Origin of the sequence: Anabaena sp. CA = ATCC 33047 (assembly GCF_963870205.1) — a bacterium.
In the GTDB taxonomy this organism is placed as follows: domain Bacteria; phylum Cyanobacteriota; class Cyanobacteriia; order Cyanobacteriales; family Nostocaceae; genus Trichormus.
In genome coordinates this window covers 31,410-49,104 of record NZ_CAWMSA010000056.1, presented here as the reverse complement: position 1 = coordinate 49,104, position 17,695 = coordinate 31,410, and the positions used below count along the sequence as shown (strand labels likewise).

Annotated in this window: 12 protein-coding genes and 1 pseudogene; 5 read left to right on the top strand and 8 right to left on the bottom strand. The window is 43.7% G+C overall.

All coding sequences use genetic code 11. The features are described 5' to 3' along the window. Positions 1-33: 33 nt before the first annotated feature. The 4 genes and pseudogenes from AACS98_RS16925 to AACS98_RS16910 all read right to left on the bottom strand — a co-directional run bounded on the left by AACS98_RS16925 (position 34) and on the right by AACS98_RS16910 (position 5,295). The gene (locus tag AACS98_RS16925; protein ID WP_066381954.1) at positions 34-1,353 is read right to left on the bottom strand and encodes a D-alanyl-D-alanine carboxypeptidase/D-alanyl-D-alanine-endopeptidase; all 1,320 of its coding nucleotides are present in this window, start codon (positions 1,351-1,353) and stop codon (positions 34-36) included. A 461-nt stretch (positions 1,354-1,814) separates the two neighbouring features. Continuing rightward, positions 1,815-2,885: an LOG family protein gene (locus AACS98_RS16920; protein ID WP_066381952.1), complete on the bottom strand. Its 1,071-nt coding sequence runs from the start codon at positions 2,883-2,885 to the stop codon at positions 1,815-1,817. Between the two features lie 398 nt (positions 2,886-3,283). After that, positions 3,284-3,634, bottom strand: a pseudogene (trxA, locus tag AACS98_RS16915) (thioredoxin); the annotation flags it as partial. A gap of 497 nt (positions 3,635-4,131) precedes the next feature. Beyond that, positions 4,132-5,295 carry a GuaB3 family IMP dehydrogenase-related protein gene (locus AACS98_RS16910; protein WP_066382356.1) on the bottom strand — a complete coding sequence of 388 codons (1,164 nt, stop codon included), beginning with the start codon at positions 5,293-5,295 and terminating at the stop codon, positions 4,132-4,134. A 138-nt stretch (positions 5,296-5,433) separates the two neighbouring features. Here AACS98_RS16910 and AACS98_RS16905 point away from each other — a divergent pair, with 138 nt between their 5' ends. From AACS98_RS16905 to AACS98_RS16890, 4 genes are all read left to right on the top strand, one after another. After that, positions 5,434-7,893 carry an endonuclease MutS2 gene (locus AACS98_RS16905; RefSeq protein ID WP_066382355.1) on the top strand — a complete coding sequence of 820 codons (2,460 nt, stop codon included), beginning with the start codon at positions 5,434-5,436 and terminating at the stop codon, positions 7,891-7,893. A gap of 634 nt (positions 7,894-8,527) precedes the next feature. Then, on the top strand, positions 8,528-9,133 hold the full coding sequence (locus tag AACS98_RS16900) for a DUF3038 domain-containing protein (RefSeq protein ID WP_066381947.1): 606 nt from the start codon (positions 8,528-8,530) through the stop codon (positions 9,131-9,133). A 25-nt stretch (positions 9,134-9,158) separates the two neighbouring features. Next, positions 9,159-10,757, top strand: a complete 1,599-nt coding sequence (locus AACS98_RS16895) for a DUF4335 domain-containing protein (RefSeq protein WP_066381940.1) — start codon at positions 9,159-9,161, stop codon at positions 10,755-10,757. Between the two features lie 365 nt (positions 10,758-11,122). Beyond that, positions 11,123-11,407, top strand: a complete 285-nt coding sequence (locus tag AACS98_RS16890) for a YiaA/YiaB family inner membrane protein (protein ID WP_066381936.1) — start codon at positions 11,123-11,125, stop codon at positions 11,405-11,407. 19 nt (positions 11,408-11,426) lie between these two features. Here the strand turns inward: AACS98_RS16890 and AACS98_RS16885 are convergent, their stop codons facing one another. Next, positions 11,427-12,416, bottom strand: a complete 990-nt coding sequence (locus tag AACS98_RS16885) for a DnaJ C-terminal domain-containing protein (RefSeq protein WP_198161152.1) — start codon at positions 12,414-12,416, stop codon at positions 11,427-11,429. 204 nt (positions 12,417-12,620) lie between these two features. After that, positions 12,621-14,687, bottom strand: coding sequence for a molecular chaperone DnaK (gene dnaK / locus AACS98_RS16880; protein WP_066381932.1), 2,067 nt, complete (start codon positions 14,685-14,687; stop codon positions 12,621-12,623). A gap of 319 nt (positions 14,688-15,006) precedes the next feature. Here dnaK and AACS98_RS16875 point away from each other — a divergent pair, with 319 nt between their 5' ends. Next, entirely contained in the window at positions 15,007-15,861 is an 855-nt protein-coding gene (locus AACS98_RS16875; RefSeq protein ID WP_066381930.1) for a M28 family peptidase, read from the top strand. 87 nt (positions 15,862-15,948) lie between these two features. Here AACS98_RS16875 and AACS98_RS16870 read toward each other — a convergent pair whose 3' ends face one another. Both AACS98_RS16870 and AACS98_RS16865 read right to left on the bottom strand, forming a co-directional pair. Further along, positions 15,949-16,866, bottom strand: coding sequence for a bestrophin family protein (locus AACS98_RS16870; RefSeq protein ID WP_066381928.1), 918 nt, complete (start codon positions 16,864-16,866; stop codon positions 15,949-15,951). A 434-nt stretch (positions 16,867-17,300) separates the two neighbouring features. After that, entirely contained in the window at positions 17,301-17,600 is a 300-nt protein-coding gene (locus AACS98_RS16865) for a DUF433 domain-containing protein (RefSeq protein WP_066382354.1), read from the bottom strand. Positions 17,601-17,695: the final 95 nt, after the last annotated feature.

The window sequence follows — 17,695 nt, the reverse complement described above, 5'->3', positions numbered from 1 at the left end:
TGCTCCCCTGCTCCCCTGCTTCTTCTCTCTAGCCTAACCTTGATAGACAATTTCCTGGCGACTGATATTACCTAAATCCGGTAATGATTTAGTTGTATGCGGGGTGAGAGATGTTGGTACTGTGGGAGCTACTTCTAATTGTTGTACTAAACGTTGCAAAAGCTTGTCTTGTTGATTGCGGAAGGCTGTGATTTGTGAACCACGGTTGATGATGGCGAACCAAACCAAACCGCGATCGCGTGTGGGGACGACACCAGCTAAAGCACTCACATCTCGCAAAGTCCCGGTTTTCATCACAGTCGCACCCGGTAGATTTCTATATTGCATTGTGCCTCGCTGATCAAAACCAGAGGTGGGGAATAAATCAGCTAGGTTGAGTTGATGAGCAGCTGCTTCTTGTTGCAGTGCCATTAACATTGCACAAGCAGCCCTGGGCGAAATGCGGTTTTCTTGTCCGAGTCCTGAACCATTGATTAATTGAATTTCTGTCTGTGGTACATTAGCTAGTTGGGCAGCTTTTAACTGCACCACGGTATGGCCGCCTACTGATTCTGCTAGCATTTGCGCCATCTCGTTATTACTGTAAACGTTCATCTCCTTGACTAATTGGTGCATAGGTAGAGAACGATGGCGGATGAGCAAGGTTTGTTGAGGGTTGGGTTGGGCGGCGACTTTGACTTGACCGGCGATCGCTACTTGGGGTTTAGGTGTACCCTTGGGCATAATCGAGTGGGTGTAAGTTGCCGGACGAGTCCAAGTTTTAGAGTTTAGGGCTTGTCTGAGCATTTGCCCAGCTAACAGGGGTTGACGCTGGAAGTTCATGGCGAAATTGCCAGTAATTACCAAATTTCCTTTTATCTGCTTAATCCCCATTTTATTGAGAGTATTACCCAAGGCGATCGCCTCCTCCCAGACAAACATCGGATCACCACCACCAGTAATCACTAAATCTCCCTGCACCACCCCATTGACTATCGGCCCTGTAGCACTAATCATCGTGTCAAATTGGTGGTTTGGCCCCCAGGTTTTTAAAGCCACCAACGAAGTTGCAATCTTGGTCAGAGAAGCCGCAGATAGAGGTGTTTTACCTTGATGGTCAGCCATCAGCATCGGCCCTGACTGTATCCAAATTCCTTGACTTTCTGTGAGATTCTCGGTGATTAGCTGAGATTTCAGTAGCCCTTGGAGATATTCTTTCAGGGTATTAGCTCCGGCTGGATTGGGATCAGTGGCAATAACCAAGCCTGGACTACTTTGCCAAGTTAAAGCTTCTAAGGCATCTGATGGCTTGATGTTTACTCCAGCCATCTCCAGCCAGAGAGAAACCAAACCTGAACCCAACAATTCCAGCATGATGTAATCCCCTTGTTAAGATGTAGCAGAATAGAATAATATATTGTTGTTTACTGTGGTAATATACTGACTTTTTAGAAATTATCAGCATTGAGACATAATAATTGGTGTTTTTTTCTCCGGTTTGAGTCAATTAAGTTACAACCTTGTAGTTGCTACTTTGTAACTTCCTCACGCTTGAGAGTGAGTCAAAGAAGTCAATATTTAACTGGTGTAGTCAAAAAGCCTGATACTGTCCACAAATTCAACAACGACAACAGTAAAAGAGAATGGCTACAACAAATCAATGAAGGCTAATGCTCAGAAATTATACTCGTGATTCAAGTTTATGCAACTGCTCAGAGCCAGCGATCGCAGAGATATTTCACTAACTTATCGAGATTTAGCAAATTTTTCCATCCTCATAAGTAGAGCCGGAGAATCTCCGGCTCTGACCACAATCTTTTCCAGAGTAAAAATACTTATTTTTTTTCAGGATGTAATTGCTCGTCAGGGGTATGAATACCCATCCGGTTGATTGTGGCAATCATCTGATACAAACGTCCTAAGTCCCGTTGATTGAAGTACAAAACTAGACGAGGTAGTTCAACGGTTTCGTCTTGACTTTCTTGAGGTAAAGCTTGACTTTTTTCAATCTTTCCTTTCACAAGAATGTCGCTAAATTCAGCATTAAGTTGCTCTACTTCTGCATCTGATAATTCTTGCATTAAGCGAATTACCAACTGATCACCTACATAGCGACTGGAGTGATAAACCTGATAAAAACGAGTAATCGCATCACAAGCAACTTCCAGGTTATCTGTGACTGTGTACAGGCTGGGATCTTCAGGACTAACTAAACCTGTTTTCACCAAATGCTGATCAATATATTGGCTCCAAGACTGCCAATAATCACCACCTGGATGGTCGATTAAAACCACGGGTACGGGGCCAAATTTACCCGTCTGACTGAGTGTCATACACTCAAAAGCCTCATCTTGAGTGCCAAAGCCACCAGGAAATAAAGCAACAGCATCACTTTCTTTAAGCAGAAATAGCTTGCGAGTAAAGAAATACTTAAAGTGAATTAATTTAGGATCGCCTTCAATAATTGGGTTAGCTTGCTGTTCAAAGGGTAACTGAATATTTAAGCCAAAGGAATTTTCTCTTCCCGCGCCTTCATGCCCAGCTTGCATAATGCCGCCGCCGCCGCCTGTCATCACCATAAATCCCAACTTGGTGACAGCGCGACCAAATTGTAATGCCATTTGGTACTCTGCGGTTTCTGGTGATAGGCGAGCCGAACCAAAAATCGTGACTTTGCGAACGTGTCGGTAGTCATAGAATAACTGGAAGCCTTTTTCCATGTCTGCCAAAGCCGCAGACAGTATCTTCCAATCGAGACGATCAATGTCACTATCAGCCAGACGGACGATAGTTGCTAAAGCCTGCTGAATGAATTGGTGATGTTTTAATGTCGGTAAGCGATCAAGTAATTTAGCGATATCCGCTTGGAGAGACTCGAAGGTGTCAAACGACGCAGATGAGGTCATGAGAACTGCCAACACAATGGCATTACATTTTACCTAATTTTGGTGTGCAATGTATTAACTGCTGAAAACAGCTAATAAGGCAGACGCACTCAGGCGATTTTCAGGTGTGAAATGTCAGTATCTAGTGGAAAAAATGTGTCAATTCTAGAGCAAACTGTGATTTCTTGCTGATTGTAACCTCAGCTATCTGCCCAAAATCAATCTTCGAGGCATCATCTTGACAGATTACTTTGAGAAGAAATACAGAATTTATTTGGCGACGATAATTTTAACTTATTTTCCACTATTTAAAGTTTTATTGAGGCGCATAATTATGCGCCTGACAAACTTATTGACAAATACTGACCTAAATTTAATTCCAATAGACTAATCAACAGGGGTTGACTGCTGGTTGAGGTTCAACCAAGATACTTATCCAAAGTGTTGGCTAATGTACTTTTAGGTACCGCACCGACTACCATATCGACTTTCTGCCCACCTTTAAAAATCATCAGAGTGGGAATGCTGCGGATACCGTACTGACTAGCCACTTGGGGATTTTCATCCGTGTTGACCTTCACAACTTTTAGTTGACCTTGGTACTGAGCTGCAATTTCATCTACAACCGGGGCTACCATTCTGCAAGGCCCACACCAGGGAGCCCAGAAATCAACTAAAACTGGTACTTCGCTGTCGAGTACCTCTTGCTTAAAAGTAGAATCTGTAACTTGTGCGGCTGCTGACATGCCTAAAAACCTTTGCCAATTATATTTCTGACTTTCGTCAAAATTCTACCATAGCAAAAACAGCAGCCGAAAATCCCAGGATATACATTTACAAAGAAGCTAAAGAATTTATGCAAAAAATACAGACATAAGGAACCGCCCGAACAGTAGTCCGGGCGGAGTGTGGTGTGAGGAGTGAACGGAAACATGCGTCTCCGCTTTCTCTATTGTAGGCGACAGATGTGATTTTTCCCGTGAATGTTGAAAAGTCTGGAAAAATTTTTTGATGGATTTAGAGATATCTCTACTAAGGAGTAGGTATTTATTCTGTATTGGGTATAGGGATATATTTTCCTATTCCTTGGTTAAGGATTTAGGGCTATGGGGGGGCAGGGGGCAGGGGAAGCGGAGGAAGCGAGGGAGGCAGGGGTGCAGGGAGCAAGGAGCAAGGGGGAGAGAAATTTCCCCTTTTCCCCCTGCAAAGAGCCTCAATTCTTCTTATTTCCCAGTCCCCAATCCCCATTCCCCAGTCCCTATTCCCTTTATTTACCCATACCTAATTGTTGAGCTTTTTGGTAGACTTTGCCTTCTGTTAACAAAGAAGGAGCAATGACTACTTCGACTTGCTGCATTTCTTTGAGATTTTTTGCTCCTAAAGTACCCATGCTAGTCTTTAAAGCTCCTAACAGGTTATGAGTACCATCATCCAGCCCGGCAGGGCCGATGAGAATTTGCGCTAAAGAGCCTGTTGTACCGACTCTAATCCGCGTTCCACGGGGCAGTACGGGGCTAGGAGTTGCCATACCCCAGTGATAGCCCCTTCCGGGTGCTTCTGCGGCTCTCGCAAAGGGAGAACCAATCATTACCGCATCAGCTCCACAGGCTATACATTTACAAATGTCGCCACCGGTGATTAAACCGCCATCGGCAATGATGGGGACGTATTTACCAGTTTCTTGGAAGTATTCATCCCGTGCGGCGGCGCAGTCAGCAACAGCCGTTGCTTGGGGGATACCGACACCCAACACACCACGGGAGGTACAAGCCGCACCAGGGCCTATCCCTACTAATATTGCTGCTGCCCCGGCTTTCATTAAATCTAAGGTGACTTCATAAGTCACACAGTTGCCCAAAATTACGGGGATGGGCATGGAACGGCAAAATTCTGCTAAATCTAGAGGTGTGATTGACTCTGGCGAGAGGTGATTAGTAGAAACTACTGTAGCTTGGATAAAAAATAAATCTGCCCCAGCTTTTGCTACTACTTCACCGTATTTGCTAGCACCTGCTGGCGTAGCACTGACTGCGGCAATACCGCCTTGTTGTTTAATTTCCTGAATACGTTTTTCTATTAATTCTGCCTTGATTGGTTCGGCATATAGTTCTTGCATCAGAGAAACAAACTCATCTTTACCCACTGATGCAATCCGATCCAAAATGGGATTAGGGTCGGCATAGCGAGTCTGGATGCCCTCTAGGTTAAGCACGCCTAATGCGCCTAGCTGTGACAACCGTACAGCCATGCCCACATCGACAACACCATCCATTGCACTGGCAATAATGGGAATTTCTCGCTCAATATTACCTATTTTCCACCGAGTATCGGCTAAACTCGGATCAAGTGTTCTGTTACCGGGGACTAGAGCAATTTCATCAATGCCATAGGCTCTACGAGCTGTCTTTCCCCGCCCAAGTTGAATTTCCACGCTGTTAACTTTTCTGAATTCTGTTCTAGCTAGGGTATCAAATTGTGAGATCATTTGCAGCGATTTTTTCTGCTTTCGGGTGCAGCCTGATCAAAGCTACAATTGTTAAGATACTTGTCAGATTTGACGAAAGCAGCCTTGATCCAATCTGAGACCTTAGAACTACTTGAATGGCATCGCCTTTGCCAGCATCTTTCTACGTTTGCGGCTACTAAATTAGGGGCGATCGCATCACGCTGTCTACAAATACCTACATCCCCAGCCGTCAGTGAGCAGTTGTTAGCACAAACTAAAGAAGTCTATCAACTGGAAAGTCGTCTCACTCCCGGTTTATCTTTTGAAGGAGTTCAAGATATTGGTGACTCCCTAGAACGGGCAGAACTCCAAGGTATTTTGGCAGGGGATGAATTATTGGCGATCGCTACTACTTTGGCTGGTGCGAGAAATTTACGCCGTATTATTGATAACCAAGAAGATTTACCAGTCCTGAATGAATTAGTCGCCGATTTACGCACTTATCCAGAATTGGAGCAGGAAATTCACCGTTGTATTGATGAACGGGGACAAGTAACTGACCGTGCTAGCCAGAAAATGGGCGAAATTCGCACGGAATTGCGGAGATTACGCAGTCAAATCACTCAAAAACTGCAAAATATCTTACAAGCAAAATCAGGAGCAGTCCAAGAACAAATTATTACCCAACGGGGCGATCGCTTTGTTATCCCCGTAAAAGCACCACAAAAAGATGCTATCCCTGGTATTGTACATGACACTTCTACCAGTGGTGCGACTCTCTACATAGAGCCGAATTCAATTGTCCCAATGGGCAATCAATTACGGCAAACTATTAGAAGAGAACAAGCAGAATCAGAAGCTATTAGACGCGCCTTAACTGAGCAAATAGCAGCAGTTAAGCCAGATTTAGAAAGATTATTAGCTATAGTCACAACCTTAGATTTAGCAACGGCGAGAGCTAGATATAGTTTATGGCTGCAAGCTAACCCGCCCAGATTTATCAACCGGGAAGAACAGGAAATCATTACTTTACGCCAGTTGCGACATCCTTTGTTGGTATGGCAACAGCAGCACGAACAAGGTCATCCTGTGATTCCCGTGGATTTGTTAATCAGTCCCCATATTAAAGTAGTCACGATTACCGGGCCGAACACTGGCGGAAAAACTGTCACCTTAAAAACCTTGGCATTAGCCGCATTAATGGCCAAGGTGGGTTTATTTGTCCCCGCCCGTGAACCAGTAGAATTACCTTGGTTTGACCAAGTATTGGCAGATATCGGTGATGAACAATCATTACAGCAGAGTTTATCTACCTTTTCCGGTCATATTCGCCGCATTAGCCGGATTTTGAAGGCTTTGGGAACAGGGGACGGGGAAGATAAGGGAGATGTGGGAGATGGGGGAGATGAGGGAGAATTGTTACCCAGTCCCCAGTCCCCAATCCCCAGTCCCCAGTCCCTCGTCCTCCTCGATGAAGTTGGTGCGGGTACAGATCCAGCTGAAGGGAGTGCATTAGCGATCGCACTTCTACAATATCTGGCGGATCATGCCCAGTTGACAATGGCAACAACTCACTTTGGCGAGTTGAAAGCCCTGAAGTATGAAGATGTGCGCTTTGAAAACGCCTCGGTAGAGTTCAATGAGCAGACTTTATCCCCCACATACCGCTTACTGTGGGGGATTCCTGGGCGTTCTAATGCGTTGGCGATCGCTTTACGTTTGGGTTTAAAACCAGAAGTGGTAGAACAAGCAAAAACCCAAGTGGGAGAAGCCCAAGACGAGGTTAATCAGGTAATTGCTGGTTTAGAAGCCCAACGTCGTCGTCAGGAAACCAAAGCCGCAGAAGCCCAAAAATTATTACAACAGGCAGAACGGTTGTATAAAGAGGTATCAGCGAAAGCGGCAGCGTTAGAAGAACGAGAACAGGCTTTAAAAGCTTCCCAGGAAGTCGCAGTACAGCAAGCGATCGCCTCAGCTAAAGGCGAAATTGCTAAAGTAATTCGTCGCTTGCAGCAAGGGACACCCACAGCCCAAGATGCCCAACAAGCCACGAAAGCCTTAAATCAAATTGCCCAAACCTATCAACCAGCCGCACCGCCAAAACCGAAACTGGGCTTTATGCCCAAAGTAGGCGATCGCATTCGTCTAGCCAAATTTGGGCAAACCGCAGAAGTGTTAACACCTCCCGATGAAGATGGTGAGTTAAGCGTTCGCTTTGGCATCATGAAAATGAAGGTTAAGCTAGAAGACATCGAATCTTTAGATGGTCAAAAAGCCGAACCAGTCGCCAAAGCAAAACCAGCCCCAGCAGCGATTACCGCACCACCTCAACCAGCCTTAGCCATTCGTACCTCCCAAAATACCGTCGATTTACGTGGGAAACGGGTAGCTGACGCAGAAATTATTATCGACAAAGCCATTTCCGAAGCCCAAGGTCAAATCTGGATTATCCACGGACACGGAACTGGGAAACTGCGTCAAGGTGTTCACGCCTTTTTACAACAGCATCCCAGAGTTAGCCGCTATGAAGCAGCAGAACAGGCTGATGGTGGTAGCGGTGTCACCATTGCCTATATTGGTTGAGTGAAAGGGAACTCTTAACAGGGAACAGGCAACAGGGAAGGTGTTGGAAGGGGATTGTTACCCTGCCCAACACAATCGCCCAAGGGGAGGGGCTTCTGACCATCGGTGGGTCGAGGCAACAGGCAAAAATATGCTTGTATCTCAAATTTAGATATTGTAGAAATTTATTTGAAACTCAGCCTGATGAAGTTATTTTTTTGCAGAAATAAATATAACAGGTGTGAGTGGCTAATTGTTAATTGCTGATGATTGATTAGCTGATGATGCTGGCAATTAATCGTTAAATATTAAATTATTTGAACCTATTTTTTTATACTTTTGTACGGAAACAGCAGCTAAAGTATATAAATTTTACCACCAAAATTCAATTTCTACACTGTTGAAAATAAATTTTCATCTAGTAGAGTAAGACAGTGACAATTGCTGTTTACCAAAAGTAAGAAAAGCAAATGCAGTTGCAGAATTAACTATGCAGTTAGTAAAAAACTACAGGCTAATATGTTTTAGTTCTCTGCCCTTCTACCTCCAGCATAGCTGCCTTCTGCCTGCTTACGGTACGGGAAACCAACTTTAAAAATTCATAGTCTGGTTTCAAAATGAGTAACAGCAACAGCCCCTACCAGCCTGATCACCTATGCTAAAAGTTATGCACTCGGCCGCTGATTCAGCCACTCCTAATTCTCAGTGGGTGGACTTAAGTAAACTTCCCGACCCAAATGTTGTGCAATGGGACAACATCAAAACCAAGTTAGACTTGGTGCTGTTGGCGTTAGAAACTTTAACTGGTATTGGTTCCGAGGCGATGCTCTCGGCAGCAAACGAGCTGAATTTGGAGTCAAGAGTGCCAGACCGCGTAGCTTTATGGCGATTGCGACAGTCGAATCCCATACGTAAAGGTCAAGGAGGGCGAAAAAAGTTAGATGTAGAAGAAGCGCGATCGCTTGTTCTGATTATCTGTTACCTCGCCAAACAGCACCAGGAATTGATTCGCCGTGCGGTGGCTTTACTAGAACAAATGGCGGAAAAAAATCGAGAACCTCATCAGGCTGCTTTACTTGGAGATTATATTGATGCTTTCTGCAACACCTACCAAGAGCGGATGGAAGAGGACGAGCAAATCTCAACCGATTTACTCACTAAGTTGGCACTAAAACTACTTGTAGATTTATTGTTTTACAGCACTACTGGTGGACACCGCCGCCTCTGGTTAGCACTCATAGATAGTTCCGCAAAATTTTGAAACAATCTCCCTTGCAGTTCCTGCTATGCCTCTAACAAATTCTGTCATTCGTCGCTACACACCTCCTACCTGCACACTAGAAGTCATGGCGCAAAGTTCTGCTTTGTCGCGTTGGCTCTTGAAAACTGTTCTCAAGCAATTAACCTTTGAGTTACGCTTTGATGATCCACAGTTGCCAGAAGAACACAAGCTAATTATTCGAGGCGATCGCGACCAACTCGAAGCTTTGTGTGATGCTGTCACCAGTTACGTACAGGAACTTCTCCAACAATCGCCGGAAAACTTTTGGTTGAGTTTCTCTGGTCTTCAAGATTCCACTAAAGTATCTAAAGATACAGAATTAACAGATTTTCAGCAAACACCTTTATTAGCTAAGACATCAAAATCATTTACATCCCCAACCCCAGGGACAAAAATCTACTTAGAATCTAACAATTATTTAACACACAATTTATATCTCGGTTCTCTGGCTAATCAAGCGTCTGCTTCTGTTGTTCAACTAAGTCTATTACAACTGTTCGATTTGGCAACTGCCCTAGATGAATATGCAGCAGATGTCACCACATTACCCGATTTCAATCAAAGTAGTTCAATCGTCAACTGGCCTAGTTGGGTTCCCGTAGCGGCGATGTTAGTCATCGGCGTAGGTTTGACACCTTTGACTTGGCAATATGCTAATAACATCCGGCAAAAGCAGTACCAGACAGCTACAACAGCAACACCCAAACAAGAATCCGTTGCCCTACAACCAGCACCCACACCTAACTTTCCTGTACCCCAAACTCAACTAACTCCTCCTAATAATTTATCATCGCTGCCTAATGGCGCGACTCCTCCAATCCCCCCAAATACCAATTTACCAAGCACCACCCTGACATCTCCTGACCAAAATCTGGCTTCTACCTCTCCCATCACCCCGAATTCTGATTTAACTCCTAGTTCCTCAGCATCAAATCAGACATCGAATTTACCACCAACACAAATTCCATCAATTGTTGGCAGTTCATCAGTTAACATCCCAGGTCAGCAAATTGCCATTCAACCTAATTCTACAGGCTCAAGTAACTCAGCTGAAGCGAGTCTTCCCATCAAGCGGGAATTACCACCGAGAATGTCTTCTAATCCCGCCCCTGTTCCCCCTCCACTGGCTAATCTACCTGATGCTAGAGATTATTCACCAGTGGCTTCGCAACAGGCACCAGCTAGAATTAATTCCCCTGCAACTACCTCCTCAGCAGTGGCTGATCCTAACTCATTAATAGCAAGATTGAGGGGAGAATCTAACATTGGTAACACTCCTACACCTACAGAAGTGTCTGTCAACAGTAGCAGCACACTGTTTGATACACCCCAGGTAGCAGAAGTGAGAGAATTTTTCCAGAAACGCTGGCAGCCACCCACAGGATTTTCCCAAACTCTAGAATATAGTTTGATTTTGGGTGTTGATGGCGCAATTGAGCGCATTATACCTTTAGGAAAAGCCGCTAGGGATAACTTTGAGGTGGTGGGAATGCCTACTATTGGCGCACCCTTTGTTTCTGCTAATCGCTACGGACAAAATACCCGAATTAGAGTGCTTCTCAGTCCAGATGGCAAGGTGCAGACTTTTCCTGAATCTGATTAGTCATTAGTCATTAGTCATTAGTTATTGCTATTGACTATTGACGGCTACAGAATTGACAGCAGTTTTAGCTAATTAGACTACAGGGTAGAGACGTTGCATGCAACGTCTCTACATGGTTCTTTTGTGGTTCATTACTTGAAAATCGCTGTAAAATTTGACTTTTGACTTTTGGCTTCTAAATTTTCCCCTTAGGATTAATGCCACTTTTAGAACTGGTACAAAACTTGTAACAGTATTTACTTCTTCTGAGGGGTGATCAGCAAAATTTTGGGAGTACAGTTGAAAAACTGGTTTTAACAGTGATAACAGTGAATTTACCACTGATTAAAATCACGGTTAAACTACTCCCATCACAGGTAAAAAATATGCAACCTACTAGCCCTCAAAAAGATAGTACAGCTTGGATTATTCAAACCTGGGCGGCTTTTGCGCTGTCGGTTTCTATGACTACTTTTGGTATTGTTAATTTGCCGGTAGATAACTGGGTAAAAGGCTTTATGGGTATGGGTTTAGCTTTTTCAATTGGTTCTACTTTTACCCTAGCTAAAACTACTAGAGATTTACACGAAGCTAGAAAATTAACTGCCCGTATTGATGAGGCAAAAGTAGAAAAGTTGCTGTCACAGCATGACCCTTTAACTTTTAAATAAAGTTTCAGATGTGGCGAACTTAACTGATTAAGTCGGCACGAGGTTTAAAAGTTTCAATTTCCCGTAGTTTTTCGTACAGTTCCCGTTCTTCCTGAGTAATATTTTTCGGTGTAACTATTTGAATTTCGACTAATTGATCCCCACGTTTACCGTTTTCGGTGGGGTAGCCTTTATTTGCCAAGCGAAATCTTTGACCATACCTGACTCCTGGCGGGATGGTCATTTTTACTGGGCCGTCCAAAGTTGGTGCTTCTACCTGTCCGCCTAAGACTGCTTCTGAGGGAGTGACTGGAATTTGGCAGAATATATTGGCACCTTCGAGTTTAAATAATGGGTGAGGTTCAACGGTGATTTTCAGATAGAGGTCGCCGCCACCCATACCTTGATTTCGTAGACGGATACTTTGTCCTGTCACCATCCCTGGGGGCATATTAACTTCTAGCGATCGCCCATCTTCTAAGCGAATTCGTTCTTTACCTCCCTGATAAGCTTTTTCTAATGGTAGGGTTAATCTCGCTTCGATATCCCGACGCGCCGGACGGGGTGGGTTTTTGGGTACTGTATATTCCACCCGACTTTTTGGTGAACGAAATGGATCTGTAGTAGTGGTACTTGCACCATTTCTGCTGTCTCGACGCACACCTACGCCAATCACTTGATTAATAAAGTCTTCAAAATTGGAGAACTCACTGGGGTCTACATTTTGATTCCCATTGCGATCGCCTGTACGTTCCCAGGTTTTGGCTTTTGGTGCTTGTTTGCTAAAACCTTTTTGCTTCCAGTAGCGGCTAAATTGGTCATACTGGGCGCGTTTAGCAGTATCGGAAAGCACTTCATAAGCCTCACCGATATCCTTAAATTTTTCTTCTGCCGCTTTATTTCCTGGGTTAAGGTCAGGGTGATACTGCCTGGCTAACCGTCGATAATTCTTTTTAATTTCTTCATTGGTAGCATCTTTAGCTACGCCTAAAATTTCGTAGTAATCCCGAAAATTTTGCAAATTCTGCATATTCATTTATTTAACTTTTAAAGTTTAGATGTTGGTAATTGTTAATTAGTAATGAATAATATCAATATCTAATTACTAATTACGAATTACCAATTACTAAATCCGCATTTTGAATTAAGTTTATAGGGGGCATGGGGCATGGGGCATTGGGGATGATATGAATTCTTCCTCCTCATCTCCCCCCAGTCAAGAGTCCCCAACAAGCTACAGCCAATCATCATCATCATCCCAATTATCCTGATAACTGGGACGGGGCGATCGCCTGGATGGACGATTGTCATAGGTAGAACGGCTATCTCGTCCGTAATCTCGGTTATAATCGCGTCCGAAAGAATCCCGTTCTCGATAGTTATCACGATAATTATCTCTGTAATAGTCGCGATCGCGTTCTCTTTCTTTATCGCCTGTAAATATCTCCTTAATCGCGCCAAATAAGTCTTCGTCTTCGTCCTCCGCATAATATTCTCGGACTTCCCGATTTAATTCATACAGAGCATCTTGCAAGTCAGCGTAAGCTTGATCAATACCGCGATCGTCTTTTTCTTGGAGACTTTCCCGCAATTCTCGGCATATATTATCAATGCGTTGACGACGACTACGGGCGAACTGCATACCAAATTCTAAAGCGACTTCTCGCAATTGTCTTTCTGCTTGCAGAATCAACGCCTCAGCACGGGTACGTTTTTCTACCCGTTCTTTCCGTTCCCGGTCGATGTCAGCGTATTTCTGAGCATCCTGAATCATCCGGTTAATTTCGCCTTCACTCAAGGTAGAAGCACCTTGAATAGTAATACTTTGCTCACGTCCCGTGGTTCTATCTAAAGCTGATACCTGTAAAATCCCGTTGGCATCGATATCAAATGATACTTGAATTTGCGGTATACCTCTAGGGGCTGGCGGAATGCCGTAGAGTTTGAAACGTCCGAGGGATTTGTTATCCCCAGCCATTTCCCGTTCACCTTGAACCACATGGATTTCCACACTGTTTTGGTTATTTTCTGATGTCGAGAAAATATCAGAACGGCGGACGGGGATAGTAGTATTACGGGGAATGAGTTTTTTCATCACACCGCCGATAGTTTCTAACCCCAAAGATAACGGCGTGACATCTAATAACAGCACATCTTTAAATTCGCCGGCGAGAATACCCGCTTGAATAGCTGCGCCCATTGCCACCACTTCATCCGGGTTGACATTTTCACTGGGTTCAATGCCAATCAAATCGCGTACCAATTGTTTTACCATTGGCATTCGTGTCGAACCACCAACTAGCACGACTTCCTCAATGTCATCGGGACGTAACCCGGCATCTTTTAAAGCCCGTTTAACCGGGTTACGGACACGGCTTAATAAATCCGTACACAAACCCTCAAACTGCGCGCGGGTGAGACGAGTTTCCAGGTGTTTGGGGCCGTCTTCCGTGGCGGTGATGAATGGTAAATTAATGTCAGTGACGCTAACGGCAGAGAGTTCGATTTTAGCTTTTTCACCAGCTTCCATCAGACGTTGTAAAGCTTGGCGATCGCGTCTTAAGTCTACACCTTCTGCTTCTAAAAATTGCTCTGCTAACCAATCAACAATTTTCTTATCAAAATCATTCCCCCCCAGTTGCGTATCCCCACTGGTGGCTTTCACCTCAAACACCCCGTCGCCGACTTCCAGAATTGATACGTCGAAAGTTCCACCACCCAAGTCAAAAACTAAGATAGTTTCCGTATCACCCCTGTCTAACCCATAAGCTAGAGATGCCGCCGTCGGTTCATTCAAAATCCGCAAAACTTCTAAACCAGCAATTCTCCCAGCATCGCGGGTTGCCTGTCGCTGGGAATCATTAAAATAAGCTGGTACTGTAATAACTGCCCCTGTCACCGGTTCGCCCAAATAAGCACTAGCATCATCTGCCAACTTTTTCAGCACCATAGCCGAAACTTCTTCCGGCGCAAAATCTTTACTCAGACGAGGACAAGCTACTTTAATATTACCTAGCTCATCTTTGCGGATAGTATAGGGTACACGCTTTGATTCTGGATTTAATTCGCCATACCTGCGCCCAATAAAGCGTTTGACTGCAAAAAAGGTATTTTGAGGGTTAAGGACTGTTTGTCGCCGTGCCATTTGCCCAACCACCCTTTCACCTTCCTTGCTGAAGCCTACAACAGAGGGGGTTGTTCGCATTCCTTCTGCATTGGCAATCACCACCGGCTTGCCACCCTCCATTACGGCGACTACTGAGTTGGTTGTACCCAAGTCGATGCCGACTACCTTGCCCATGCGTTACTCTTCTCCTAAGTGTGTCTTATACATTTATTATGATGGGGGGGAACTACCTCTAGCTGCTTGCTACAGGGTGTAATTGCCTCAATGGTATAATAGCCATCATCTAGGCAACAATTGGAGGAATTATAGCTTGAGGAGTTAGTTGCAAGACTAGGATAACATCCACCATGCTTACTATGTTCTAGCCGCCTTGAATCTCATAGCCTAGTCACTCAACTACGTTGCATCTGTAAATTGGCAAATTCACCTCACCTTAATAGCTTTTTGCTGGATTCATACATAAAAACTTTGAGATTACAACTGTTCTAAACACTTGGATTTAAAAGCAAGATTACATAATTATCTAACAGAGATAGCACGAGAACGCGACCCTTACATGGCGACGGGCGGACATTTCTTGGTGCAAGAATACATCCGTCAAGAATTTGCCCAATGGGGAAGTGTGGAAATCCACACCTTCCAAGTAGGAAACGCATCGTTTAATAATCTCATCCTCAATTTACCTGCCCAAAATGCCCAAACTAGAAAACGGCTACTATCACCTATTTTAATCGGCGCACACTATGACGCTGTACCGGGAACGTCAGGAGCAGATGACAACGCTACAGGTGTAGCGGTATTATTAGAGTTAGCCCGGAAGTTTGCCACTAAACCCGCCACATACCCCTTGCGCCTAGTGGCGTTTGACATGGAAGAATACGGCTTGCTGGGTAGTGCAGACTATGCAGCCTTACTGCGACAACAACAGCAGCAGCTAAGGTTAATGATATCCCTAGAAATGTTAGGATATCGTGACAATAGCCCCAATTCGCAGAGATATCCAGCACCACTAGAAAAGTTTTACCCCAACACAGGTGATTTTATCGCCTTAATTGGCAACTTACGCACCATACCCGACTTACTTAGTATGAGTCGCAGCATTCGTCAAACTGGCATATCCAGTCAGTGGCTACCAGTACCCAAAAGAGGTTTAATAGTTCCCCAGACTAGATTAAGCGATCATGCACCATTTTGGGACGCAGGTTATCCAGCCATAATGGTGACAGATACAGCCTTTTTGCGAAATCCTCACTATCATAAACCGAGTGACACAATAGCAAGTTTAGACTTAGATTTTCTCGCGGGTGTGTGTGCTGGTTTAGAAATAGCTATTCGCAACTTAATTTAATAAAAACCCATCCTTCTCTCTCTGCGTTCCTCTGCGCTTACCTCCGCGCCACTTTGCGTTTAAAAAATTCTCTCCATACTTCCACATTTAAGATGATGGCGTTACATCCATCATAGATGCACGCACATTGGGAGACAAACTAATTAAATCATCAATATTCCGCTTCATAGTCTGGCAAATATTATCTAATGGTAAATCATTAGCATCATAACCAAAAGGATTTTCTATCTCTAAACCAATAGCTTCAATGCCAAATAAAGTAAAACTCACCACACCCACAACTAAACCAGTCCACCAGCCTAAACTTTCCACCATTTGAAAAGGTAAAAGCCAACAATAAAGTAACAGTAATTGCTTGAGGTGAATAGAATAAGCTAAGGGTATAGGTGTTCTTAAAATCCGTTCACAAGCCCCTAAATTATCAACCAAATTGTTTAATAGTTCCTGAATAGATGTTAATTGATAACTGTTTAAGCAATTGCAATTATATTGGTGTTGTAAATAATCTCCAATCCAAAAGGCGATTTCTAAAGGAGGATTATTCATGGTTTGGAGTTTGAAATATCTAGAAGGTGTGATTAAGTCTTCTAATTCACGATTGATAGGTTCTGCGCGTAGATGTAATTTAGTCGCCACAGCAAAAGCAACTAATAAATTTAAAACTGCAATTTTTTCTTCTCTATCATGAGGTGATTTCTCATCTACACATACCCAAATTTGTCTGGCGAGATTGCGGGTATTGTTGACTATTGAACCCCAACATTTTCTGCCTTCCCAAAAACGGTCATAGGCGGTATTGGTGCGGAAAACCAGTAATAAACCTAAGACGATACTAGGAATTACACTACCTAAAATTGGTTGAGAAACAGGGACTCGGAAGTAATAAAGTAGGGAAACGAAACCCCCAAATAAACCACAAGCAATAACACGTTTATAAATTGAGGCAATAACTGAACCTTTAAGTTGAAAAGCTACTTGAAACCAATGCTTTTTCTCAACAGCCATCTCGTTAACCTAAAAATGTTGGGCAAATTTATCTAGATAACTTAAAAATGATAACTCTGGATGTGGTATAATTGACATTGAGGAATTTACTACAAGTAAAGCGTAATTAAGCCGAAACGACTCGAAGTCGCGCCTATAAAAACGAAGTCCGCCTACGCCCAATAAGCTAGAATTAGGGGTTTTTGGGTGGGTTTTGGAAAGGCGATCGCCTACAGTGCAACATCAGCCCATCGCACTTGATGATTGATCACAAGCAACTCGCCTGATGAACAAATAGATCCCCGACTTTTTGAAAAAGTCGGGGATCTGAGTTTTGTGTACAGTGTCATTTATTGCTTTTGTTAAAATGTGTATATTATCTTCAGTATAATTAAGCAGGATTTAAACTGATTAATGTAGTAAATTTTTCCATGCCCAAAGAACACAAATCAAACTCATTGCTGACTCTGCTTTTGACTGTAGTGGAGTGCAGATAAACGTTCATATTCTGCTTGTTCTTCTGCCAAATCTTGATCAATTTCCTCTTTGTTGGCGTGATAATAAGTCAGTGCTGCATAAATTTGTGTTAGCGTTAAGTGGGGTTTATCAGCAGCAATTTCTTCTGCGCTGTAACCTTGCTTGTACAAAGCTGCTATTCGCCGCACAGATGAACCTGTCCCGGCAATAATAAGACGACCGCCATGTAAGTTAGGATATCTGGTAATCAGCGTCCCAATATCAGTGATAGTTACCAAGACCATTCTCCCTAGATACATCATCCTTAATCTAAGGTAACATTGATTTGCCTGACGCATACCGCAAGCGGAACTCGCAGAGTAGGCGCAAAGAA

What these genes read in the sequence shown, in the direction of transcription:
- AACS98_RS16890 (WP_066381936.1), top strand. Translation starts at nt 11,123, where the DNA reads ATGCAACCTACTAGCCCTCAAAAAGATAGTACAGCTTGGATTATTCAA.
- AACS98_RS16870 (WP_066381928.1), bottom strand. Translation starts at nt 16,866, where the DNA reads ATGGCTGTTGAGAAAAAGCATTGGTTTCAAGTAGCTTTTCAACTTAAA.
- AACS98_RS16900 (WP_066381947.1), top strand. Translation starts at nt 8,528, where the DNA reads ATGCTAAAAGTTATGCACTCGGCCGCTGATTCAGCCACTCCTAATTCT.
- AACS98_RS16885 (WP_198161152.1), bottom strand. Translation starts at nt 12,416, where the DNA reads ATGCAGAATTTGCAAAATTTTCGGGATTACTACGAAATTTTAGGCGTA.
- dnaK (WP_066381932.1), bottom strand. Translation starts at nt 14,687, where the DNA reads ATGGGCAAGGTAGTCGGCATCGACTTGGGTACAACCAACTCAGTAGTC.
- AACS98_RS16920 (WP_066381952.1), bottom strand. Translation starts at nt 2,885, where the DNA reads ATGACCTCATCTGCGTCGTTTGACACCTTCGAGTCTCTCCAAGCGGAT.
- AACS98_RS16925 (WP_066381954.1), bottom strand. Translation starts at nt 1,353, where the DNA reads ATGCTGGAATTGTTGGGTTCAGGTTTGGTTTCTCTCTGGCTGGAGATG.
- AACS98_RS16895 (WP_066381940.1), top strand. Translation starts at nt 9,159, where the DNA reads ATGCCTCTAACAAATTCTGTCATTCGTCGCTACACACCTCCTACCTGC.